Annotated in this window: 22 protein-coding genes; 11 read left to right on the top strand and 11 right to left on the bottom strand. The window is 72.4% G+C overall.

The genetic code is table 11. From position 1 onward, the window contains the following. Positions 1-7: 7 nt before the first annotated feature. From R4Z63_RS31760 to gap, 6 genes are all read left to right on the top strand, one after another. The gene (locus R4Z63_RS31760; RefSeq protein ID WP_384446523.1) at positions 8-478 is read left to right on the top strand and encodes an SRPBCC family protein; all 471 of its coding nucleotides are present in this window, start codon (positions 8-10) and stop codon (positions 476-478) included. A gap of 91 nt (positions 479-569) precedes the next feature. Then, positions 570-1,943, top strand: a complete 1,374-nt coding sequence (locus R4Z63_RS31755) for a carotenoid oxygenase family protein (RefSeq protein ID WP_491522618.1) — start codon at positions 570-572, stop codon at positions 1,941-1,943. A 179-nt stretch (positions 1,944-2,122) separates the two neighbouring features. Continuing rightward, positions 2,123-2,698, top strand: coding sequence for a PadR family transcriptional regulator (locus R4Z63_RS31750; protein WP_037917485.1), 576 nt, complete (start codon positions 2,123-2,125; stop codon positions 2,696-2,698). A gap of 113 nt (positions 2,699-2,811) precedes the next feature. After that, positions 2,812-4,536: an acyl-CoA dehydrogenase family protein gene (locus R4Z63_RS31745; protein ID WP_384446528.1), complete on the top strand. Its 1,725-nt coding sequence runs from the start codon at positions 2,812-2,814 to the stop codon at positions 4,534-4,536. A 146-nt stretch (positions 4,537-4,682) separates the two neighbouring features. Beyond that, entirely contained in the window at positions 4,683-5,639 is a 957-nt protein-coding gene (locus R4Z63_RS31740; protein ID WP_037917479.1) for a GlxA family transcriptional regulator, read from the top strand. A gap of 136 nt (positions 5,640-5,775) precedes the next feature. After that, positions 5,776-6,774, top strand: a complete 999-nt coding sequence (gene gap, locus R4Z63_RS31735; RefSeq protein WP_037917477.1) for a type I glyceraldehyde-3-phosphate dehydrogenase — start codon at positions 5,776-5,778, stop codon at positions 6,772-6,774. A 67-nt stretch (positions 6,775-6,841) separates the two neighbouring features. Here the strand turns inward: gap and R4Z63_RS31730 are convergent, their stop codons facing one another. Together R4Z63_RS31730 and R4Z63_RS31725 are read right to left on the bottom strand one after the other, a co-directional pair. Further along, a complete protein-coding gene (locus R4Z63_RS31730; RefSeq protein WP_384446531.1) occupies positions 6,842-8,386 on the bottom strand; it encodes a glutamate synthase subunit beta in 1,545 nt (514 codons plus the stop codon). Positions 8,387-8,530: 144 nt separating this feature from the next. Continuing rightward, positions 8,531-9,727: a serine hydrolase domain-containing protein gene (locus R4Z63_RS31725; protein ID WP_384446533.1), complete on the bottom strand. Its 1,197-nt coding sequence runs from the start codon at positions 9,725-9,727 to the stop codon at positions 8,531-8,533. A 230-nt stretch (positions 9,728-9,957) separates the two neighbouring features. Between R4Z63_RS31725 and R4Z63_RS31720 the strand changes: the two genes are divergently transcribed. After that, positions 9,958-10,458: a hemerythrin domain-containing protein gene (locus R4Z63_RS31720; protein WP_384446535.1), complete on the top strand. Its 501-nt coding sequence runs from the start codon at positions 9,958-9,960 to the stop codon at positions 10,456-10,458. Between the two features lie 122 nt (positions 10,459-10,580). Here the strand turns inward: R4Z63_RS31720 and R4Z63_RS31715 are convergent, their stop codons facing one another. After that, on the bottom strand, positions 10,581-11,789 hold the full coding sequence (locus R4Z63_RS31715; RefSeq protein ID WP_384446537.1) for an anhydro-N-acetylmuramic acid kinase: 1,209 nt from the start codon (positions 11,787-11,789) through the stop codon (positions 10,581-10,583). Next, on the bottom strand, positions 11,786-13,117 hold the full coding sequence (locus R4Z63_RS31710) for an MFS transporter (protein WP_384446539.1): 1,332 nt from the start codon (positions 13,115-13,117) through the stop codon (positions 11,786-11,788). Before R4Z63_RS31710 ends, R4Z63_RS31715 begins: the two co-directional genes overlap by 4 nt. A gap of 353 nt (positions 13,118-13,470) precedes the next feature. Here R4Z63_RS31710 and R4Z63_RS31705 point away from each other — a divergent pair, with 353 nt between their 5' ends. Continuing rightward, positions 13,471-13,899: a C40 family peptidase gene (locus tag R4Z63_RS31705; protein ID WP_384446541.1), complete on the top strand. Its 429-nt coding sequence runs from the start codon at positions 13,471-13,473 to the stop codon at positions 13,897-13,899. A gap of 164 nt (positions 13,900-14,063) precedes the next feature. On the opposite strand, the gene R4Z63_RS31700 is transcribed toward R4Z63_RS31705, so the two are convergent. Next, the gene (locus R4Z63_RS31700) at positions 14,064-14,300 is read right to left on the bottom strand and encodes a hypothetical protein (RefSeq protein ID WP_037917462.1); all 237 of its coding nucleotides are present in this window, start codon (positions 14,298-14,300) and stop codon (positions 14,064-14,066) included. A gap of 269 nt (positions 14,301-14,569) precedes the next feature. Here R4Z63_RS31700 and R4Z63_RS31695 point away from each other — a divergent pair, with 269 nt between their 5' ends. Further along, positions 14,570-14,761, top strand: a complete 192-nt coding sequence (locus R4Z63_RS31695) for an antitoxin (RefSeq protein ID WP_037917458.1) — start codon at positions 14,570-14,572, stop codon at positions 14,759-14,761. A gap of 123 nt (positions 14,762-14,884) precedes the next feature. On the opposite strand, the gene R4Z63_RS31690 is transcribed toward R4Z63_RS31695, so the two are convergent. After that, the gene (locus R4Z63_RS31690; protein ID WP_384446543.1) at positions 14,885-15,490 is read right to left on the bottom strand and encodes a 2'-5' RNA ligase family protein; all 606 of its coding nucleotides are present in this window, start codon (positions 15,488-15,490) and stop codon (positions 14,885-14,887) included. A 73-nt stretch (positions 15,491-15,563) separates the two neighbouring features. Beyond that, the gene (locus R4Z63_RS31685; RefSeq protein ID WP_384446593.1) at positions 15,564-16,319 is read right to left on the bottom strand and encodes a crotonase/enoyl-CoA hydratase family protein; all 756 of its coding nucleotides are present in this window, start codon (positions 16,317-16,319) and stop codon (positions 15,564-15,566) included. Between the two features lie 268 nt (positions 16,320-16,587). Between R4Z63_RS31685 and R4Z63_RS31680 the strand changes: the two genes are divergently transcribed. Continuing rightward, positions 16,588-16,809 (top strand): hypothetical protein, encoded by a 222-nt coding sequence (locus R4Z63_RS31680; protein WP_037917453.1) that lies wholly within the window; start codon positions 16,588-16,590, stop codon positions 16,807-16,809. Positions 16,810-16,890: 81 nt separating this feature from the next. Here the strand turns inward: R4Z63_RS31680 and R4Z63_RS31675 are convergent, their stop codons facing one another. Then, positions 16,891-17,319: a Fur family transcriptional regulator gene (locus tag R4Z63_RS31675; protein WP_384446545.1), complete on the bottom strand. Its 429-nt coding sequence runs from the start codon at positions 17,317-17,319 to the stop codon at positions 16,891-16,893. Between the two features lie 313 nt (positions 17,320-17,632). Between R4Z63_RS31675 and katG the strand changes: the two genes are divergently transcribed. Beyond that, positions 17,633-19,819, top strand: a complete 2,187-nt coding sequence (gene katG, locus R4Z63_RS31670; RefSeq protein ID WP_384446547.1) for a catalase/peroxidase HPI — start codon at positions 17,633-17,635, stop codon at positions 19,817-19,819. Positions 19,820-19,886: 67 nt separating this feature from the next. On the opposite strand, the gene R4Z63_RS31665 is transcribed toward katG, so the two are convergent. From R4Z63_RS31665 to R4Z63_RS31655, 3 genes are all read right to left on the bottom strand, one after another. Continuing rightward, on the bottom strand, positions 19,887-20,417 hold the full coding sequence (locus R4Z63_RS31665) for a hypothetical protein (protein WP_037917445.1): 531 nt from the start codon (positions 20,415-20,417) through the stop codon (positions 19,887-19,889). A 126-nt stretch (positions 20,418-20,543) separates the two neighbouring features. Beyond that, a complete protein-coding gene (locus R4Z63_RS31660; protein ID WP_384446549.1) occupies positions 20,544-21,170 on the bottom strand; it encodes a nucleoside/nucleotide kinase family protein in 627 nt (208 codons plus the stop codon). 77 nt (positions 21,171-21,247) lie between these two features. After that, positions 21,248-22,078 carry a class I SAM-dependent methyltransferase gene (locus tag R4Z63_RS31655; RefSeq protein WP_384446551.1) on the bottom strand — a complete coding sequence of 277 codons (831 nt, stop codon included), beginning with the start codon at positions 22,076-22,078 and terminating at the stop codon, positions 21,248-21,250. Positions 22,079-22,214: the final 136 nt, after the last annotated feature.

The raw sequence follows: 22,214 nt of genomic DNA, 5'->3' as shown, positions 1-22,214 counted from the left end.
GCACCCCATGACCACGCACCCCACCGCCGTCGACGCCGAGGCCCCGGTCGTCGTCCGCCTCGAGACCACCGTGCACGCCCCGCTCGCCACCGTCTGGGACCTGCACACCGACGTCGCCGCCTGGGCCGACTGGAACGAGGGCGTCGACCGCGTGGAATACGCCGGTCCGCTCGCCCCCGGCTCCTCCTTCCGCTGGCTCACCCACGGCCTGGACATCACCTCCACCGTCCACCAGGTCGTCCCCGGAGAGCGGATCGTCTGGGGCGGTCCGGCGCACGGCATCGACGGCATCCACGTCTGGACGTTCCAGGAGACGGCGCAGAACACGGTGACGGTGCGCACCGAGGAGTCCTGGAGCGGCGAGCCCGTGGAGGCACGGCCCGCGGAGCTGCAAGAGGTGCTGCGGCAGTCGCTGGAAGCCTGGCTCGCCGCCCTGAAGGCCCGCGCCGAGACGGCTGCCGGGACCGGACGCGTCTGACCGGACGGTGCCGACCGCCCGCGAAGCCCCACACCCGCACCGCCGCCCGCCCCCTCGTGCCGCCATCGTCGAAAAGGTCCAGGACATCGTTATGAGCAGCCCCGCCAAGCCCTACCTGACCGGCCACTACACCCCCGTGGCCGACGAGATCACCGCCACCGGCCTCACCGTCGAGGGCGCCATTCCGCCCGAGCTGACCGGCCGGCTCATCCGCAACAGCCACAACCCCAAGCCCGGTGTCACCCCCACCCACTGGTTCAAGGGCAGCGGCATGGTCCACGGCATCCGCCTGCGGGACGGCCGCGCCGAGTGGTACCGCAACCGCTGGGTCCACACCCCCGCCCTCGACGGCGCCCCCTACATGACCGAGAAGGGCCCCGACCTCACCGCCAGCACGGCGGGCACCCATGTCATCGAGCACGCCGGCCGGCTCCTCGCCCTGAGCGAAGCGGCGTTGCCCTTCGAGCTGACGGCGGATCTGGAAACCGTCGGGGCCTACGACTTCGAGGGCAGGCTGACCTCGGCGATGACCGCCCACCCCAAGGAGGATCCGGTCACCGGCGAGCTCCACTTCTTCGCCTCCTCCCCCTTCCCCCCGTACCTGGTCCACCACGTCGCCTCCGCCGACGGGAAGGTGCTGGAGAGCCAGGAGGTCCCGGGCGCGAGTGCGGCACTCAAGCACGATTTTGCGATCACCGAGCACTACGTGGTGTTCCTCGAAGGCTCGGTGACCTTCGACCCGGCCGAGCACTCGGGCATCCCGTACCGCTGGAACGACGAGCAGATCTGCCGGATCGGCGTCATGCCGCGCACCACGGCGGGCTCGGGCGGCCGGGCCCACGCGATCCGCTGGTTCGAGATCGGGCAGGGCTACGGCATGCACTTCGCCAACGCCTACGAGGACCCGTACGGGCGGATCGTCGTCGAGGGCCCCTCCGTGGGCCGGGACGGCTGGCAGCGCTCCTGGAACTGGTGGGTCGGTGCCGAGGACCGCGGGGCCGAGCCGAACTGCGGATCGCGTAGCACCCGCTGGACCGTCGACCTGGCGGCCGGATCAGTCAGGCAGGACGTGACCGACGACCTCACCGTGGAATTCCCGACCGTCAACGACGCCTTCCTCGGCATCGAACACCGCTACCAGTACGCCCTGGCCTTCCCCGACGACAGGGGGATCGACGCCCACACCCTCGTCAAGTACGACCGCACCACCGGCGCCCGACAACTGCTGCCGTTCGGGGCCGGCCGGCTCCCGAGCGAAGCCGTGTTCGTGCCCGCCGACGGCGCGAGCCCGTCGCAGGAGGACGCCGGGTACCTGCTGACGGTGGTCAGCGACGTCAGGGCGAACGCCTCTCAGCTGCTCGTGCTGGACGCCTCCGACCTGACCCTCCCGCCGGTGGCCACCGTCCACCTGCCACGCCGTGTCCCGGCTATGATCCACGGCTCCTGGATCCCCGACGCCGCCTGATCCCGCCCCCTCGGGCAGGCGGCTCCTTACGAAGCCCCGAACGCGCGACCCCGCGCGCTCGGGGCTCGCGGCCGCTCGGGCCCCTGCGGGCCACTCCCCCGACGCCCGCGGGGGTGAGCCGCGTCTCACCTGTGGACCACCGCTTGTCTATGCAACAAATTGCATAGCAGGATCGAAGCATGGCGCTCGAACACGCGATCCTCGTCTCCCTGCTGGAGAAGCCGGGTTCCGGCTATGAGCTGGCCCGCAGGTTCGAACGGTCGATCGGTTACTTCTGGACCGCGACGCACCAGCAGATCTACCGCGTGCTCAAGCGCATGGAGAACGACGGGATGCTGGCCGTCCGTACGGTCCCGCAGCAAGGCCGTCCCGACAAGAAGGAGTATTCGGCCGCGGCCCCCGGCCGGACCGCGCTCGCGCGGTGGCTGCACGAGCCAATCGAACCGGAGAGCCTGCGGCACGATCTCGCCGTGAAGATCCGCGGAGCGGCCTTCGACGACCCGGCCGCCCTCATCCACGAGGTCGAACGGCACCAGCAGGCCCACCGGGACCGTCTCGCCCGCTACCTCGCCGGCGAACTGCGCGACTTCACCGGCCCCGACGCCCCCGCACCGCTCGACCCCGGTCAGGAACTCCAGCACGTCGTACTGCGCGGGGGGATCGCGCAGGAGCGGATGACGATCGCCTGGCTCGACGACGTCCTGAGCACCCTCCACCGGCTCAGCCGGCCGGCACCGCCGCCCGCGACCGCCTGAGCGTACGGCCGTCCCGGGCCCGCCGTACGGTCCGGCGCCCCCTCCGCTCCCCTCCTCCTCCCTCCGCGCACCCGCGCGGACTTCGACCCCGACCCCTCGGAAGGTGATCCGCCGTGTCCGACCCCCTGCTGTTCCACCCGCACACCTACGACCCCGCCCACTTCGACCCGGAGACGCGCAGGCTGCTGCGCGCCACCGTCGACTGGTTCGAGGCCCGTGGCAAGCAGCGGATCATCGAGGACTACCGCACGCGTGCCTGGCTGGCCGACTTCCTCGCGTTCTCCGCCAAGGAAGGTCTCTTCGAGACCTTCCTGACCCCCGCCTCCGCCGCCGGTGAGGCGGAGCCGGACAAGCGCTGGGACACCGCACGGATCGCGGCCCTGAACGAGATCTTCGGCTTCTACGGCCTCGACTACTGGTACGCCTGGCAGGTCACCATCCTCGGCCTCGGCCCGGTGTGGCAGAGCGGCAACGCCGCCGCCCGCGAGCGTGCGGCGCGACTGCTGTCGGAGGGCGAGGTGTTCGCCTTCGGCCTGTCCGAGAAGACCCACGGCGCCGACATCTACTCCACCGACATGCTGCTGGAGCCCGACGGCGCCGGCGGCTTCCGCGCCACCGGCTCCAAGTACTACATCGGCAACGGCAACGCCGCCGGGCTCGTCTCGGTCTTCGGCCGCCGCACCGACGTCGAGGGGCCCGACGGGTACGTCTTCTTCGCCGCCGACAGCCGCCACCCGGCGTACCGGCTCGTGAAGAACGTCGTCGACTCCTCCAAGTACGTCAGCGAGTTCCGCCTGGAGGACTACCCGGTGGCGGCCGAGGACGTCCTGCACACCGGGCGCGCCGCCTTCGACGCGGCGCTCAACACCGTCAACGTCGGCAAGTTCAATCTCTGCACCGCCTCGATCGGCATCTGCGAGCACGCGATGTACGAGGCCGTCACACACGCGCACAACCGGATTCTGTACGGCCGGCCCGTCACCGCCTTCCCGCACGTGCGCCGGGAGCTGGCCGACGCCTACGTCCGCCTCGTCGGGATGAAGCTGTTCAGCGACCGCGCCGTCGACTACTTCCGCTCCGCCGGCCCCGACGACCGCCGATACCTGCTCTTCAACCCGATGACCAAGATGAAGGTCACGACGGAGGGCGAGAAGGTCATCGACCTGATGTGGGACGTCATCGCCGCCAAGGGCTTCGAGAAGGACAACTACTTCGCCCAGGCGGCCGTCGAGATCCGCGGGCTGCCGAAGCTGGAGGGGACGGTCCATGTCAACCTCGCGCTGATCCTCAAGTTCATGCGCAACCACCTGCTGGAGCCTGCCGAGTACGCGCCCGTCCCCACGCGCCGGGACGCGGCCGACGACGACTTCCTGTTCCGGCAGGGCCCGGCCCGCGGTCTGGGCTCCGTACGCTTCCACGACTGGCGCCCGGCGTACGACGCCTACGCCGCCGTGCCGAACGTCGCCCGCTTCCGCGAACAGGCCGACGCGCTGGCCGAGTTCGCCGCCACCATCGCGCCCGACGAGGCCCAGGGCCGCGACCTCGACTTCCTCCTCGCGGTGGGGCAGCTGTTCGCCCTGGTCGTGCACGGACAGCTGATCCTGGAGCAGGCCCGCCTCACGAACCTGGACGAGTCCGTGCTCGACGAGCTGTTCTCGGTGCTCGTGCGGGACTTCTCCCAGCACGCCGTCGAACTGCACGGCAAGGACTCCAGCACGCCGGAGCAGCAGGCCTGGGCCCTCGCCGCCGTCCGCCGCCCGGTCGTCGACGAGGCCCGCGCGGCCCGCGTCTGGGCCCGCGTCGAGGCCCTCTCCGGCGCCTACGAGATGGCGCGGTAGCGGCACCCCGCCGTCCCGGCGGTCCGGACCCCGACACCGTACGGGCCGACCGGGACCTCGCCCGCCACCAGGGCGGCCCGCAGGCCGCGCGGGACCGGCCGTCCCGGCGGGACCCCCGCCGCCGCCCGCCGCGTAGGCTCGACCCCGTGCAAGCCTCTCGTCTCCACCGCGTCGCCGTCCTCGTCCTCGAAGGTGCGAAGCCGCTCGACGTCGGCATTCCGGCGCAGGTCTTCACGACCCGTGCGAGCATGCCGTACGAGGTGCGGGTGTGCGGTGCGGCGCCCGGGCTGGTGGCCGGCGGCGACGGCCTGTCCTACCACGTGACGCACGGGCTCGACGCGCTGGCGTGGGCCGACGTCGTCTTCGTCCCCGGCTACCGCTTCCCGGACCGTGAGGACCCACCCCGGCCGGTCCTCGACGCGCTGGTCGCCGCCCACGAGCGCGGGGCGCGGCTCGCCGCCATCTCGACGGGTGCGTTCGCGCTCGCCGCGACGGGCCTGCTCGACGGCAAGCGCGCCACGACGCACTGGCACTACGCCCGGGCCCTCGCGGCCAAGCACCCGCTGGTCCGGGTCGACGAGAACGTCCTGTTCGTCGACGAGGGCAGCGTCCTCACCTCGGCCGGCGCCGCCTCCGGCATCGACCTGTGCCTGCACATCCTGCGCGGCGACCTCGGGGTGGCGGCGTCCAACCACGCGGCACGCCGCCTGGTCGCCGCCCCGTACCGCAGCGGCGGCCAGGCCCAGTACGTTCCGCGCAGCGTGCCCGAGCCGCTCGGCGAGCGGTTCGCCGCCACGCGGGAGTGGGCGCTGATCCGGCTCGGGGAGCCCCTGACCCTGGAGTCGCTGGCCCGGCACGCCGGGGTGTCGCCCCGTACGTTCTCGCGGCGGTTCGCGGAGGACACCGGGTACACGCCGATGCAGTGGGTCATGCGCGCCCGCGTCGACGTGGCGCGTGAGCTGCTCGAACGCTCCCAGCGCGGCGTCGAGCAGATCGCCGATGACGTGGGCCTGGGCACGGGGGCGAACCTGCGGCTGCACTTCCAGCGGATCCTGGGCACCACCCCGACCGAGTACCGGCGCACCTTCACGAAGGGCGAATAGGCCGGTGGGAGGCGCGCAGGGGCCGTGAGGATCCCGCCACCCCCGTTGGCGAGATCCTTTTGAACAGTGGCGATCACGCCGCTGTCGTGGGTGGGCGCGGGCGGCGAACCTGATGGCGAACGAAAGGGACTCGCTCATGACTCGCATCGCCATCAACGGATTCGGCCGCATCGGACGCAACGTGCTGCGCGCGCTGCTCGAACGCGACAGCGACCTCGAGGTCGTCGCCGTCAACGACCTCACCGAGCCGAAGGCCCTCGCGCGGCTGCTGGCGTACGACAGCACCTCCGGCCGCCTCGGCCGCCCGGTGAGCGTCGACGGGAACACCCTGGTCGTCGACGGCCGCCGCATCACGGTGCTGGCCGAGCGCGAGCCGAAGCAGCTGCCGTGGGCCGAGCTGGGCATCGACATCGTGCTGGAGGCCACCGGCCGCTTCACCTCGGCCGACGCCGCCCGCGCCCACCTGGCGGCAGGAGCGAAGAAGGTCCTCGTCAGCGCGCCCTCGGACGGCGCCGACGTCACGCTGGCGTACGGCGTCAACACCGACGCCTACGACCCGGCCGTGCACACCATCGTCTCGAACGCGTCGTGCACCACCAACGCGCTGGCCCCGCTGGCCGCGGTCCTCGACGAGCTCGCGGGCATCGAGCACGGCTTCATGACGACGGTGCACGCCTACACGCAGGAGCAGAACCTGCAGGACGGTCCGCACCGCGACCCCCGCCGTGCCCGCGCCGCCGGCGTCAACATCGTCCCGACCTCGACGGGCGCCGCGAAGGCGATCGGCCTGGTACTGCCGCAGCTCGACGGCAAGCTGTCGGGCGACTCGATCCGCGTGCCGGTCCCGGTCGGCTCCATCGTGGAGCTCAACACGACCGTGTCCCGCGAGGTGACCCGCGAGGAGATCCTGGAGGCCTACCGCGCCGCCGCCGCGGGGCCCCTGGCCGGTGTCCTGGAGTACTCCGACGACCCGCTGGTGTCCTCCGACATCACGGGCAACCCCGCGTCGTCGATCTTCGACTCGGAGCTCACCCGGGTCGACGGCCGCCACGTCAAGGTCGTCGCCTGGTACGACAACGAGTGGGGCTTCTCGAACCGCGTGATCGACACCCTCACGCTCCTGGCCGCGGGCTGAGCAGCAGCCCCGCCGTCAGTGACCCGCGCTCCGGCCGGCCCCTCGGGCCGGCCGGAGCGTGCCGTTGTCAGCGGTCCCCGTAGCGCATCCGCCCCAGGGCGGTCATCGGCCGGTCGTGGGCCGCGACCGGGGCCGGCAGGCACGTGGAGCCCGTGAGGTAGCGGTCCACTGCCGCGGCCGCCGCCCGGCCCTCGGCGATGGCCCACACCACGAGCGACTGGCCGCGGCCCGCGTCGCCGGCGACGAACACCCCGGGTGCCCGCCCACCGCGGGCGGCGAAGCCGGCGTCCCGTGCGTAGTTGCCGCGCTCGTCGTACTGCAGACCCAGCTGCTCGCACAGGCCGCCCGCCCGCTCGGGGCCGGAGAAGCCGAGGGCAAGGAGGACCAGCCCGGCCGGAATGACCCGCTCCGTGCCCGCCAGCGGGCGGCGGCCCACCGGTTCGACGGCGGTCAGGTGGAGGGCGCGTACCCGGCCCGAGGCGTCCCCCTCGAAGCGCAGGGTGGCGCAGGCGAACAGCCGGGGGTCGCGGCCCTCGCGGCCACGGGCTTCGTCGTGGGCGTGGGAGATCCGGTACGTCCTCGGGTACACCGGCCAGGGCTCGTCGTCGGTGCGGCCCGGTCCGGGCTCCGGGTTGATGTCGAGCTGGACCACCGAGACCGCGCCCTGACGCAGAGCCGTGCCCATGCAGTCGGATCCGGTGTCGCCGCCTCCGACGATGACCACGTGCCGGCCCTCGGCGGTGATGGGCGACTCGGCCCAGTCGCCCTCCCGCACCCGGTTCGCACAGGTCAGGTACTCCATGGCCTGGTGGATGCCGTGCAGCTCACGGCCCGGGACCGGCAGTTCCCTGCGCTCCCCGGCCCCGGTGGCGACGACGAGGGCGTCGCACGCGCCACGCAGCGCGGCGGCATCGGTTTCGGCCGCCGCACCGGTGGCGGCCGCGGGGCCGCTCGTGCCTCCGACGTCGTGGCCCGTGACGAACACCGTCCCCTCGGCGCGCATCTGCTCGATGCGCCGGTCCAGGTGCGCCTTCTCCATCTTGAACTCGGGAATGCCGTAGCGCAGCAGGCCGCCGATCCGGTCGGCCCGCTCGTGGACCGTGACCGCGTGCCCGGCGCGGGTCAGCTGCTGGGCGGCGGCGAGTCCGGCCGGTCCGGAGCCTATGACGGCCACGGCCCTGCCGCTGTGCCGCTCCGGGGGACAGGGCCGCATCCAGCCTCGGCGCAGGCCTTCGTCCACGATGGCCTGCTCGACGTTCTTGATGGTCACCGGCTCCGCGTTGATCGTGAGGACGCAGGCATCCTCACAGGGGGCTGGGCAGAGCCTTCCGGTGGCCTCCGGGAAGTTGTTGGTCGCATGGAGCCGCTCGTACGCCGCGCGCCAGTCGGCGTGGGCGGCGTAGGCGTTCCACTCGGGTATGAGGTTGCCGAGGGGGCAGCCGGTGTGGCAGAAGGGGATCCCGCAGTCCATGCAGCGGTCGGCCTGCCGGGAGACGAGCGGGAGCAGGGCCTGCCCGGCGTGGACCTCCTGCCAGTCGCCGAGCCGTTCCTCGACGGGCCGGGCCGGGACGGGCTCGCGGGGGATCTTGAGGAAGCCGAAGGGATCGGTCACTCGCCGCCTCCCTGGATCGTTCGCGGCGGGGTGTGCGGGGTGCGCACGCCGGCCCCGGCGCGCGCTGTCAGTGGCGGTCCGACCAGGTTACGCCGCCCGTGTCGCGGGCGCCCGAGACCGCGCGGCCCCGGGCGCCGGTCGTGGTCAACCGCGGAGCAGAGCGCAGACGAAGTCCTCCTGGACCTCCCGGACCCGCTCCAGCAGCCTGGGGTTGTCGGTCAGGGACGTCTGGGTGGTGAGGGAGAAGGTCAGCGAGCGCCGGCCGTCGGCCGTGGCGGCCGCCAGCTGTGTGTAGCCGGGTGTGTTGCCGGTGTGGCCGTACACGGTGCCGCAGCGGGTGGCGTAGCGGTAGACGGCGAGGCCCGCCGAGGTGCGGCCGGGGCCGGGGGGCTGGGAGAGCGCGCCCTGGATGAACCGGAACTGCTGGCGGCGGGTGCGGTCGGAGACCAAGGCTCCGCCCGCGTAGCCGCGGATGAAGGCGGTCAGGTCCTGGGGGGTCGACACGATGCCTCCTGCGGCCCAGGCTCCCGAGGCACTCACCGCCTCGCTGACGTCGACGGGGCCGGCCTGCGGGTCGATCTGGTAGCCGTGCAGGTAGGGCTCGGGAAGCCGGTAGCCCTGCGGCAGGCTGGTGGCGGTGAGGCCGAGCGGCCGGTACACGAGCTCGCGCAGCAGCGTCTCGTATCGGCGCCCGGTGGTGGCCTCGGCCATCAGGGCGACGGCGATGTTGTCTGAGTTGGAGTACTGGTAGCGGCTGCCCGGCCGGAACGCGAGGTCCTCGTCGGCGACGAAGTCCAGCAGGTGCCGGGAGTCGAAGTGGTGGCGGGGGTCCGCGGAGACGATGTCGAGGAACCCTGGGGAGGCCGAGTAGTCGGGCAGCCCACTGGTGTGGTTCAGGAGTTGACGTAGCGTCACTTTGCGCCACCGGTACGGCTGGGCGGGCAGCACCTCGCCGATCGTGGCGTCCAGGCTCAATCGGCCCCGGTCGACGAGGCTCAGGGCCACCGCACCGCTGAAGGCCTTGGCCACGCTGGCGATCCGCATGTGGTCGGTGGCGCCCGGCGGCCTGCCGCTGTCCACGTCGGCGACGCCTGCGCGGTAGACCTCCGTACGGTCCCCGTCGCGCAGGACGGCGATGATTCCGGGGGGCCCGTCGGGGCGCTCGACGAGTTCCCGGAGCTCCTGGCGGAGGAACGCTGCGCGGTCCGGCGGCGGGTTGCGGTCCGCCGCCTGCGCGGGCAGTACGGAGGCGCCGAGCAGGGCGCCGCACACGGCGGTGGCGGCGGCCAGGCGCAGCAGCCGGCGGAACCGGCGGGATTGGCCGTATGGGCGTGGGGACACGGCGGAACCTCCAGGAGACGACACGGAGCGCGGCGGCCCACGATGGCAGGGGGCGCCGCGGTGCCGGTGCCGACACGGCCGGGAGCGGGCGGCCCGTGGCCCGTACGGCCGTGGCGGGCGTCCTCGGAGCGCGCCCAGGATCGCGTCCGCACCCGCCGGACGGCAGGTTTCAGGCCTCGGCGAGCGAGCAGGCGCCAGGTGACGGAACCCCGATCGAGGAGGCGTGCCGCATGGCGGACGAGGGCAAGGACCAGGACGTGGTCGCGGTGATTCTCAAGGACCACCGGACGATGGAGGAGCTGCTGCGCCGGATGCGCAGCGTCGAGGCCGACCGAGCGGCCGCCCGGGCGCAGTTCTCGGCACTGCTCGTCGCGCACGGCGAGGCCGAGGAGGCCAGGGTCTACGGCGCGCTCAAGCGCTTCAGGGACATCGACGACGACGAGGTGGAGCATGGTGAGGAGGAGCACGCCGAGGGCAACGAGGCGCTCCTGAGGCTCCTGGAGGTCGACGACGTCGGCTCCGGGCAGTGGGACGAGCGCCTGGAGGAGCTGGTCAAGGCGGTCACCCACCACCTGGACGAGGAGGAGCGCACCATCCTCAACGGTGCCCGGGAGAACGTCCCCGACGAGCGCAGGGCCCAACTGGGGGCCGCCTTCCTGGAGGAGCGGGAGAAGCAGCTCGCGTCGGACTGCGGCAGCATCGGCAACGTGCGCAGGATCGTGGGCGGGTAGGATCGGGGACCCGCCGCGCAGGCGGGACGGCCGGCGGAGGAAGGCTCGGGAGGTCCCCCGGAGCCCGCGCGGGGCCGGAGGGTCGTCCACCCGGATGATCCGGCCCGCGCGGCCGAAGGTACCTACGGGCTGGCGCATGTCCGCACGTCGGCGGCGTCCGCCCGCACGGCGAGGGAGCGCGGGGCGACCGGCAGCGGCCCGGGCAACCGGAGCGGGCGGCAGCCCGGGGTGATCGATCCCAGGACGCGGGGGCCGACGGCGCCGGTGCAGCCGGGAGCGTTGCCCGGAAGGCCGTGCAGGGTGAGGTACCCGAGCACCGCGAAGGCGTACGCCTCCTTCGCCGCGGCGGGCAGCCCGAGCTCGTCGGAGGTGCGCAGCGGCGTACCGGCCAGCTCGGCCCGGAGCATCGCCGTGAGGACCGGATTGCGCACCCCGCCTCCGGAGGCGAAGACCTCGGTGGCGCCCAGCGGCCGCAGCGCGTCGGCCACGGTCCGGGCGGTGAGGCGCGTGAGCGTGGCGACGAGGTCCTGGGGCGGGAGTTGCGCGAATTCCGCCAGGTGTGAGCGGAGATATCCTTCGTGGAAGAGTTCCTTGCCGGTCGTCCTCGGTGCGGGCAGCCGGTAGTACGGCTCTTCGAGCATCCGCCGCAGCAAGCCTTCGTGCACCCGCCCGGCGGCCGCGAGCGCGCCGTCCTCGTCGTACGCGAGCCGGCCGGCGCTGAGCTCGCGTACCGCGGCGTCGATCAGGGCGTTACCCGGGCCGGTGTCGAAGGCCACGGGGTCCGCGCGCCGGGGCACGACGGTGACGTTGGCGATTCCCCCGATGTTGAGGGCGGCCGGTACTCCTGGACGGCCGCGCAGCAGCATCAGGTCGACGAGGCCGACCAGTGGTGCGCCCTGCCCGCCCGCCGCGACGTCGCGCGGCCTGAAGCCGGAGACGACCGTGCGACCGGTGGCCTCGGCGATCCAGGCGGGTTCGCCGAGCTGCAGGGTGCCGTGGACCTGTCCGCCCGCCGCCCAGTGGTACACGGTCTGTCCGTGCGAGGCGACCAACTCGGCTCGGCCACGGCACAGTTCGCGGTCGGCGCGGACGGCGATCCGTCCGAAGGCCTGCCCAATGCGGGTGTCCAGGCGGCAGACGTCGGCGAGTGTGGTGCGGGCGGGCGGCAGGGCCTCGGCGAGCTCGGCCCGCAAGGGCTCCGGATACGGCTCGCTGACCATGCCCAGCGGGATCAGGTGCAGTGCGCCGTCCGCGGGCCCCTGGACGAGATCGCACGCGGCGGCGTCCACGGCGTCGCAGGAGGTCCCGGACATGAGGCCGATCACTCTCATCTCAGCGGCTCCCGGTGGTCGTTGCCGCGCAGGCTCAGCAGCGCCGGCACGCTGAGGGCACAGGCCGCGGCGGCGTAGTGGGCGGGTACGGCGGTGTCTCCGGTGCGGGCGGTGAGCGCGGTGACGATGAGCCCGGCACAGCCGGAGAAGACGGCGTTGGCCAGGGCATAGGAGAGGCCGAGTCCGGTGCAGCGGACGCGTCTTGGGAACATCTCGGCGAGCATGGCCGGCCCCGGTCCGGCGAGCAGGCCGACCAGTGCGCCCGCCGTGAGCACGGCCGCGACCCGGGCCGGTGCGGGCGCACCCGGCGCTTGGAGCACATGCAGGAGGGGGATGGCGAGCACGGCGACACCGGCCGCACCACCGAGCATGACGGGGCGCCGCCCGATGCGGTCGCTGAGCAGTCCTGCGGGCAGGATCGCCGCGGCGAAGCCGAGGTTGACGAGGGTGGTGGCCAGCAGCGCGTCCCGGAGGGATGCTCCCCGTGCGGACTGGAGGTGGGACGGCAGCACGACCAGGAAGGCGTACCCGGCCGCCGACCAGCCCATGATCCGCCCGATGCCGAGGACGACGGCGCGGGCCTGCTCCCGCAGGCCGGCCGTCGCGGCGCGGCACGTCGCGACGGGCTCGACCGGGGGCTTGGCCGGCGCCTCCTCCAGCGCCGTACGCAGCCACAGCGCGACCGCCCCGAGGGGCAGGGCCAGCAGGAACGGGATCCGCCATCCCCACGCGTTGAGGGCCTCGGCGGGCAGGACCGCGGCCAGGGCGGCCGCGGTGGCGGCGGCGGTCAGCAGGCCGAGGGCGACGGTGAAGGACTGCCACGCGCCGTAGAGGCCTCGGCGTCCGGGCGGCGCATGCTCTGCCATCAGGGACACCGCGCCGCCGAACTCGCCGCCCGCGGAGAGTCCTTGGAGCACGCGCAGCAGCGTGAGCAGCCAGGGGGCGGCGACGCCGATGTCGGCGCGCGTGGGCAGGAGTCCGATCAGCGTGGTCGCCAGCGTCATCAGGCCGATGACCAGGACGAGGACGGGACGGCGCCCGAACCGGTCGCCGATGCGCCCGAACACGAGGGCGCCGACGGGCCGGAAGAAGAAGGCCAGGGCGAACGAGGCGTACGTGGCGACCAGTGCTTCGGCACCGCCCTGGGGTCCCGCTCCCGGGGCCGTTCCCGCCTGCGGGGTGAAGAAGTTGGCGGCGATGACGGTGGCGAAGCAGCCGTAGACGCCGAACTCGTACCACTCGACCAGGTTGCCGGCCGAACCGGCGAGCAGGGCCCGGCGGGCCGCGGCGCGCGAGGCCGGCACCGGGAGCAGGTCGGTCGTGGTCACCTGTGCTGCGTGCCCGTTCCGCGGCGCGCCGATACCTGTCGGTGCGCCGATTCAGCACATCGGCGGTGGCACCGCCGCCGAGCCGTGGCCGGTGCGTACATCATCCCTACTTATCATCTCGAATCGAACGCAAAATCGGGACAAATCACTCCGTGTCCGATGCGGCTACGACGGGACGTCCGGGAAAACTGGTCCGCCGTCAGAGCCAAGACGACTGCCACCGAGAACAGGACCAGGCCGCTGAACTGAACTGTCGCCTGCCAACCGATTGCGGAGGTGTCACGATGTCCTGCTCCAGGACCGACTTCCGAAAGGCCCTCAAGGGCACTTGTCCGACGTGCTGTTGCCCGAGAGTGCGAGCCGTCTTCCTCATACTGCTCCTCGCGGCCGGCGCACTGACCGGCCCCACGGATCCGGCTCACGCGGCACCGTCGTACGGCGAGAAGGCCGTCGCGGTGGCCGCCTCCAAACAGGGCGCGCCGTACGCATACGGCGCCACCGGCCCGAAACGCTTCGACTGCTCAGGACTGACCCTCTACGCCTTCCAGAAGGCCGGCAAGCGCCTCCCGCGCACGGCCGAGCAGCAGTACAAGCACACGCGACACATCCCCAAGGCCGCTCGCACGGCCGGTGACCTGGTCTTCTTCCCCCGGGGAGCGACCATGGCACACGTCGGTATCTACGCCGGCGACAACAGGATCTGGCACGCTCCCCGTCCCGGCACGAGAGTGCGTCTGGAGCGCATCTGGAGCGAAGCGGTCCGCTACGGACGCGCCACCTGATCGGCAACCATCCCCGTCCGCGTCCGCGCTCACCGCCGGACCGTCAGTGGCATCCGCACGCGCGCGTGCCGGTCGGCCGTACCCGGGTCACCGGTCCCTTCTCGGTGGTACGTGTGACCCGGAAGCGGGCGACGGCACCGCGCGGCCGCCCGGCACGGCCCTCCCTAGTGCAGCCGCCAGGTGAGTTTCCCGCCGCCGACCCAGCGGACGGCGTCCGGATCGTCGAGGTCGTGGATGGTGATTCCCGCCTCCGCGGCAGCCAGGATCACATCGGTCATGGACGTCGCCATGCGGACCACCTCACCGTCGATCTCGACGATCCGGAAGGGTGGGTCGCCGGGCTGGACCCCCAGGACGGTGACCCGCGGCGAGGACATGTACGGGCTCATGCTCTCTGTCATGCGGAGATCGTTCCATGCCGAGCCCCGTGTCCCGCCGATTGGCAGCGCGTCGGTCGTCCGCAATGACACTCCCGCGGGGTGCGCGCACCGTCGCGGTGCTGCCGGAGTCCCGGGACGGGATCGTCCCTGCCGTACGTCGGGGTTCGCCCCGCGCCGGCCTGGGACCGCGTCGATGTGACCGGCGTCCCCGCAGGTCCGAGGCTCGCGGATGCGCCCTGGGCGATCATCGGGAACCCTTGCCGTGGGGGACGGACGCAAAGGAGACCGTCGTGTCGATGATGGACAAGCTCAAGCAGATGCTGCGCGGCCACGAGAGCCAGGCCGAACAGGGCATCGACAAGGCCGGCGACTACGTCGACGGCAGGACCCAGGGCAAGTACAGCAGCCAGATCGACACCGCCCAGGACAAGCTGAAGGAGCAGGTCCGCCGCGACCAGGGGAACCCGCCGCCCACCGCCTGACTCCCCCGTGCGCGCCGCCGGCCGGTGCCGTGCCGGCCGATCCGCCGCCGGGGCGGACCGGCCCCCCGCGTTCCCCGGGCGTTCCCGGCCCGGCGGCGGGGCTCGCGCCCGGCGGAAACGGGATCACGGCTCCGACCAGGCGGCGGTTCCCGTGCCCAGGCCGATCACGGCACGCGGCCGCATCGGCCCGTCACCCCGACGGGACAGCAGTACGACCTCGTCGACCCGTGCCGCCGTGCTGCCCAGCCGGGCCGCGCAGGCCGCGGCCAGTCCCTGCGGGTCGTGCGTGCGGCCGAGCGAAAGGTGCGGGGTGAACTCCGGGTACCGGCCGCGACAGGCGGGGAAGGGCTCCGCCAGGCTCTCGTGGAGGGCCGTCCACGGGGCGAGGCCGCCCGCGGCGGGGTCCAGCCACACGGTGGCGCGGACGCCGTGGCGGAAGGCGCGCACCCCGCTGAGCCTGATGGCGAAGGGCTCGCTGCCGCCCGCCGCCGCGGCCAGCAGCGGGAGGGCACGGTCGAAGTGGACCTCCGGGACGAAGCCGAAGATCAGGTTCACGTGCGGGGGCCAGCGGCGGATCTGGGGATCGTGTTCGGCACGTATGCCCTGGATCTCAGGCCACAGTCCGTCCGGCGGAAGCCACACGACGGCGGTCCGGGGCGTGGGGGCCACGGCGAGGAATCCGAGTGCGGCTCCGGGTCCGCCACCGGCTGTGGCCGAGGACGCGTTCACAGGGCCATGATGCCTCCGAACACCCCCGCAGCGCCCCGGCCCTCGCCCCCGCCGACCGGCCGGCCCCGCTGCCTCAGCCGGTGAAGCGGCCGTGGCGGCCCGCTCCGGCCACGAACCGGTCGGCACCCGCCCGGGTCTCTCCGGCCGTGAGCGGAACGAGCCCGTGCCGGTACTCCGCGGCCAGCCCCTCACGCTCTCCCAGACCGTGCTGTTCCCGGACGGAGAGCCGGTCGTGCCGCAGGCACAGCTGCGGGAATCCGGCCGTCTCGTGCGCCAGGCGTTCCGCCGCACGGCGGGCTTCGCCGGGCGGCACGAGGCGGTTGACCAGACCGATCGCATGCGCTTCGACGGCGGCGACGGGACGGCCGGTGAGGATCAGGTCCAGGGCGCGGCTCTCGCCGATGAGGCGGGGCAGCCGTACCGTGCCGCCGTCGATCAGGGGCACGCCCCAGCGGCGGCAGAACACGCCGAGGACCGCATCCTCCTCGGCCACCCGCAGATCGCACCACAGGGCCAGTTCGAGGCCGCCCGCCACCGCGTGACCGCTGATCGCGGCGATGACCGGCTTGGTCAGCTCCATCCGCGTCGGCCCCATGGGTCCGTCCCCCTCGGCCGACACCCGGTTGCCACGCCCGGTCCCGACGGCCTTCAGGTCCGCGCCGGCGCAGAACGTACCACCCTCGCCCCACAGGACGGCGACGGACGCGTCATCGTCCGCTTCGAACGCGCGGAAGGCCTCGGCGAGCAGGGTCGCCGTCGGCCCGTCGACCGCGTTGCGGACCTCTGGGCGGGCGAGGATCACCGTGGTGACGGGTCCGTCCCGTTCGATCCGTACGGAGGCCGGTTCCGCCGGCGGGGTCGCAGAGGTCGTACCGGGCGGTTCGGAGGTCGTGGGCACGTCGGATCTCCTTGGGACGGGCGGGCCTGTCGGATGCGCGGAAGGTACGGACGACACTCTGGAGCAATCACGGCACGAGCACGAGGGGGCCCGACCCACGGGACCGACACCCACCCGGGGCACACATGTTCGGATCGGGGCGAACCGGGTATACGCCCTGTCCGGACCCGATGAAGCGACCCAGGCGGTGAGACCCGTGATGTCCCAGTGCAAGATCCCCGACTACCGCACCGGCCACCGCGGCCGCCACTGGACCCATGCGCTGCGCAGTGCCCAGCGGGCCGGGGCCGTGATCGTCACCGACGACTCCCGCGAACCGGTGACCTACGCCCACGACGGCACCGGACCCGGTCGCTTCCGGCCGTGGATCACGGCCGCCGGAGACCGCTACGACAGCCACGACGTCCACCCGGAGTGGTAGCCCCGGGGCGGGAGGCCCCTGTCACCGCGTCCAGGCCGCCGCGCTCGGGCCGCCAAGGCTTGAGCGTTCAGGCCCCCGCGTTCAGGCGCGCGACGGTTCGGCCGTACAGGAGGAGCACAGGCCGCGGTAGACCACCTCGACCCCGGACACGGCGAAACCGAAGCGCTCCCGCGCCGGAAGGCCGTCCAGGAGGTCGCCGGTGGGGTGGACGTCGCGGATGAGCCCGCAGCCGGAGCACACCAGGTGATGGTGCGGCCGGTGTGCGTTGGGGTCGTAGCGTTTCGCCCGCCCGTGCGCGGCGAGCTCGGCGACCTCGCCCAGGGCGACCAGCTCGCCGAGGGTGTTGTACACCCCGGCCCGGGAGATCTCCGGCAACCGCCGGGCCGCGCGGGCGTGCACCTCGTCGGCCGTCAGATGCACGTGCTCGCCGTCGAGGACCTCCGCGACGACCCGCCGCTGGGACGTCAGGCGCCAGCCGCGCCCCCGCAGCCGTTCCAGCAGCTCACTCATTTCGGCTCACCAGTTCACGCTCGGCGGGACACAAGGGCTTCGGCGGACCCTGCCACAGGCCCGAAAAGCGAGCTACAGATTACCCGGCGGACCACGACGGCCAATGCTTTCTCGTCGGCGCAGCGATAACGATGATCGTACGATCTCTCCTTTTCCTGTCTTTCCCGTACGGCCTAGATGTCGGGAATGGTGGTTGGGCGGGTATGCCCTGCGTGTTCTCTCAGTCTCCCGGTGCGCGGTGCGCGACCATACGGACGCCGTCAAGAGCGAGCGGTCAGCAGATGGAAGCACCGAGACAGGAAGAAGGACGGACGTGTCCGGCAGCGAAAGCGAGAACCCCGCAATCCCCTCCCCGACGCCCGAGTCCACTCGTCCCAGGACGAACCGGGACTGGTGGCCGAACCAACTGGACCTACAGGTTCTCCACCAGAACTCGCCCCAGGCCAGTCCGATGGGCGAGGACTTCAACTACGCGGAAGAGTTCGCGACCCTGGACGTCGACGCGCTGAAGCGGGACGTCTTCGAGGTGATGACGACCTCGCAGGACTGGTGGCCCGCCGACTACGGCCACTACGGCCCGCTCTTCATCCGGATGAGCTGGCACGCCGCCGGGACCTACCGCATCGCCGACGGCCGCGGCGGCGGCGGTTCCGGCGCGCAGCGCTTCGCCCCCCTCAACAGCTGGCCGGACAACGCGAGTCTGGACAAGGCGCGCCGTCTGCTCTGGCCGGTCAAGCAGAAGTACGGCCGGAAGATTTCCTGGGCGGACCTGCTGGTGTTCGCGGGCAACTGCGCCATGGAGTCGATGGGGTTCAGGACTTTCGGATTCGGCTTCGGTCGGGAGGACATCTGGGAGCCCGAGGAAGTCTTCTGGGGGACGGAGGACACGTGGCTGGGAGATGAGCGCTACCGGGGCGACCGGGAACTCACCGGGCCTTTCGGCGCCGTGCAGATGGGACTGATCTACGTCAATCCCGAAGGCCCCAATGGAAATCCCGATCCGATCGCCGCGGCGAAGGACATTCGCGAGACGTTCGGCCGCATGGCGATGAACGACGAGGAGACGGTCGCGCTCATCGTGGGCGGCCACACCTTCGGCAAGTGCCACGGCGCGGTGGACCCCGAGTACGTCGGTCCGGAGCCCGAGGCCGGGCCGCTGGAGCAGCAGGGCCTCGGCTGGCACAACTCGTACGGCAGCGGCAGGGGCGTGGACACGATCACCAGCGGGCTCGAGGGCGCGTGGACGAACGAGCCGACCCGATGGGACAACGGGTACCTGGACAACCTGTTCCGGTACGACTGGGAGTTGACGACGAGCCCGGCCGGGGCTCACCAGTGGACCCCGAAGGATCCTGCGGCCCAGGACACGGTGCCGGACGCGCACGATCCGTCGAAGCGGCACGCCCCGATGATGCTGACGACGGACCTCTCGCTGAAGCTGGATCCGATCTACGCGCCGATCTCGAAGAGCTTCCACGAGAACCCGGACAAGCTCGCCGAGGCGTTCGCCAAGGCCTGGTACAAGCTGCTGCACCGCGACATGGGGCCGGTCTCGCGGTACCTCGGCCCCTGGATCCCGGAACCTCAGCTGTGGCAGGACCCCGTTCCGGCGGTCGACCACGAACTGGTCTCGGCCGGGGACGTGGCCGCGCTCAAGGGCCGGATCCTCGCCTCCGGGCTGACCGTGTCCCAGCTGGTGACCACGGCCTGGGCGTCGGCGGCCAGTTTCCGCGGCACGGACAAGCGCGGCGGGGCGAACGGCGCCCGGATCCGGCTCGCGCCGCAGAAGGACTGGGAGGCCAACGACCTGCCCGAGGTGGCGCAGGTGGTACAGACCCTCGAAGGGATCCAGCAGGACTTCAACGGTCAGGGCGGCGGCACCAAGGTTTCGCTGGCCGACCTCATCGTCTTGGGCGGGTGCGCGGCGATCGAGCAGGCGGCGAAGAACGCCGGGCTCGACATCACCGTCCCGTTCGCGCCGGGGCGCACGGACGCGACGCAGGAGCAGACCGACGTCGAGTCGTTCGCCGTGCTCGAACCGCGGGCGGACGGCTTCCGCAACTACCTCCCCGCGGGCGAGAAGTTGTCGCCGGAGACGCTGCTGCTGGACCGCGCGAGCATGCTGGACCTGACGGCACCCGAGATGACGGTGCTGATCGGCGGCATGCGGGCGTTGGACACGGGCTTCCGGCAGTCCCGGCACGGTGTGTTCACCGACCGGCCGCAGACCCTGACGAACGACTTCTTCGTCAACTTGCTGGACATGGGTACGCAGTGGAAGGTGTCGGCCTCGGACGAGAACGTCTTCGAGGGCCGGGTCGGCGGCGAGGGCGAGCCCCGGTGGACCGCGACCGCCGTGGACCTCGTCTTCGGCTCCAACTCCCAGCTCAGGGCCCTCTCGGAGGTCTACGCCTCCGGGGACGCCCGGGAGAAGTTCGTCCGTGACTTCGTGGCGGCGTGGAACAAGGTGATGAACCTCGACCGGTTCGACCTCGTCTGACGCCGGTGTCCCGGCCGGCCTTTCACGGAGGCCGGTCGGGACACCGGACGGTGCGTCAGGAGGGGTGTCAGAGTGCGCTCTTGGACGCGGTGGAGACGACGCACTCCTTGTACTCGCTGCCGTCGCCCTTGGCGGTGTACAGGGCGGTGGCCTCGGTCTGCTGGGACGCGCCGGCCTTGACCTTGAGGCCGTTGACCCTTGCGGTGGCCGCCACCGCGCTCGACCCGGCGGCCGGCTTGAACGTCATGGTGATGTTGTAGGTGTACTCCACCGAACCGCTGTTGGTGACGGTCAGGCGGGCGACCAGGTTCTTGCCGGCACCGTCCAGCTTGCAGCTGTCGATCTTGATGTCGCGCTCGGCCCTGTCCCGGCCGGAACCGCCCGTGGTGGTGCCGCCGGTACCGCCGGTCGTGCCGCTGCTGCTGTGGCCGCTGTCGCTCCCGCCGGTGCCGCTGCCCCCGCTGCTGCCACCCGAGCTGCTGGAGCTCGAGCTGGAGTGGCCGCCGCCGCAGCTCCCGCCGTGGGAACCACGGGCACCGGTGAGCGCGACGATGGCGATGCCGAAGACGGCTATCGCACGGACATGACGAAACTTCACGTTCTACCCCGTTGGAATGTCAGGAAACGAAGAGCGCCCGTTTTGACGAGCACACGTCACCCTAACAGCGCATTCGGACAACCCGATTCCGCCACGCCGACCGCCCTTTCGGACGACGGGACGACCTCAGCCGGGATCGACGACGAGGTCGGCGCGGTGGCGGCCGGGCGCGACGAGGCGGGCGTTCGCCTCGTCGGAGCGGCCCACCCACTCGCGTGCGTGGGCCGGCTCGCTGCCGTACCGCACGTGCCGCTCGACCAGCCGCCGGATCCGGGTGTCCTCGTCCGGAGCGCAGTACCAGGCCTCGTCGAGCAGCGGCCGCACTCCGGCCCACTCCCCCTCGTCGTGCAGCAGGTAGTTCCCCTCGGTGATCACCAGCGGCACGTCCGGATACACGGGAATGCGGCCCGCGATCGGCTCCTCGATGCTCCGGTCGAAGGCGGGCGCGTAGACCGCGGCGTCCCTGGATCCGGGCGTGCGCAGCCTCGCCAGCAGGGACACGTAACCGGCCACGTCGAAGGTGTCCGGGGCGCCTTTGCGGTCGGCCCGGCCGAGCCGGTCCAACTCGGCCTGCGCGAGGTGGAAGCCGTCCATCGGGACCACCACGGCCGTCCGCGGGCCGAGCGCATCGGCCAGCCGGTCGGCCAGGGTCGACTTTCCCGCGCCCGGCGGCCCGGCCACGCCGAGGATCCGCCGACCGCCCCGGACGGCCAGCCGGGCCGCCCTCTCCACCAGCTCCGTGGTCGTCCGCACGGGCGTATCTTGCCCGACCGACACGTACCGCGGGAGACGGTCCGGGCCGGGGGCAGGCGGGAGGTTCGCGACACGCCTCAGGCAGGCGACTTCCAGCCCCAGGCTGTGAGCATGCCCGGCGACAGCCCGGTGCACCGGGACGACGCCAGACAGCGCACCGCTTCGTCCAGCTCTGCGTCGTCGACGAGGCCGGTTCCCACCATCGCCCCGCGGGCCCGTTCCCAGGTGTCGGCCCAGAACCTGCTGATCGGGCTTCCCGGCAGGAGGGGTGGTACGTGGATCTCGGCGGCCACGCCTTCCAGCCCGGCCTCCCGCAGGAGCTCCGGATGCCGCGGCACCAGGGAGACGTCCGTGCCGATGCTGTCGCGCAGTCCCTCCCACATGGCCCGCATGGCACGGGTGTACGGAGTGCGGGGCGCGGAGGCCGTGGTCAGGTCGACCGCGTCGCTGACGACGAGGACGCCGCCGGGGGCGAGGAGGCGGCTGAGCCTGGCGACCATGCGCTGCGGGGAGGGCAGGTGCATGAGGACGAAACGGGCGTGGACCAGACGGAAGAGGCCCGGGGCGAAGTCGCCGGCGGTGACGTCCGCCTGGAGCACGGTCAGTCCGGGCACGGGGTGCGCGGCAAGGAACCGTACGTCACGGTCCACCGCGAGGACCCCGGCTACTTCGGCTTCCGCCAGCAGGCGGCGGGCCACCGTGCCCGTTCCCGCTCCGACGTCGAGGCAGGTCCAGCCGGGGCCCGCACCCAGTGCCCGCAGCCGGGCCATGGTGGTGTCGTCGTAGGCGAGGGCGCCGAGGTCGATGCGGTCGGCCTCGCCCTGCCGGTCGGGCCGGAAGACCTGCTCGCCGTAGCGTCCCCTGCCCGGCGAGCCGGCTCCGTCCGGCGAAGGGACGGTGTCAGCCATGGTGCCATTGTCCCCTCGATCGGCCGCGCCCGCGTGGCGCCCCGGGCCGGCGGGCGAGCGGGCGGTGAATCGCCGCCCACGCTCGTCCGGCCCATCCGGGGCCGGTGTCGCGTTGCCGGGGGCTCCCCGCGGGAAA

Source organism: Streptomyces sp. PL-29 (genome assembly GCF_058344425.1).
The sequence above is the reverse complement of the archived record's forward strand: the minus strand, read 5'-3'. Positions and strand labels throughout refer to the sequence as shown.

What these genes read in the sequence shown, in the direction of transcription:
- R4Z63_RS31750 (WP_037917485.1), top strand. Translation starts at nt 2,123, where the DNA reads ATGGCGCTCGAACACGCGATCCTCGTCTCCCTGCTGGAGAAGCCGGGT.
- R4Z63_RS31700 (WP_037917462.1), bottom strand. Translation starts at nt 14,300, where the DNA reads ATGACAGAGAGCATGAGCCCGTACATGTCCTCGCCGCGGGTCACCGTC.
- R4Z63_RS31720 (WP_384446535.1), top strand. Translation starts at nt 9,958, where the DNA reads ATGGCGGACGAGGGCAAGGACCAGGACGTGGTCGCGGTGATTCTCAAG.
- R4Z63_RS31655 (WP_384446551.1), bottom strand. Translation starts at nt 22,078, where the DNA reads ATGGCTGACACCGTCCCTTCGCCGGACGGAGCCGGCTCGCCGGGCAGG.
- R4Z63_RS31755 (WP_491522618.1), top strand. Translation starts at nt 570, where the DNA reads ATGAGCAGCCCCGCCAAGCCCTACCTGACCGGCCACTACACCCCCGTG.
- R4Z63_RS31675 (WP_384446545.1), bottom strand. Translation starts at nt 17,319, where the DNA reads ATGAGTGAGCTGCTGGAACGGCTGCGGGGGCGCGGCTGGCGCCTGACG.
- gap (WP_037917477.1), top strand. Translation starts at nt 5,776, where the DNA reads ATGACTCGCATCGCCATCAACGGATTCGGCCGCATCGGACGCAACGTG.
- R4Z63_RS31760 (WP_384446523.1), top strand. Translation starts at nt 8, where the DNA reads ATGACCACGCACCCCACCGCCGTCGACGCCGAGGCCCCGGTCGTCGTC.
- R4Z63_RS31680 (WP_037917453.1), top strand. Translation starts at nt 16,588, where the DNA reads ATGTCCCAGTGCAAGATCCCCGACTACCGCACCGGCCACCGCGGCCGC.
- R4Z63_RS31715 (WP_384446537.1), bottom strand. Translation starts at nt 11,789, where the DNA reads ATGAGAGTGATCGGCCTCATGTCCGGGACCTCCTGCGACGCCGTGGAC.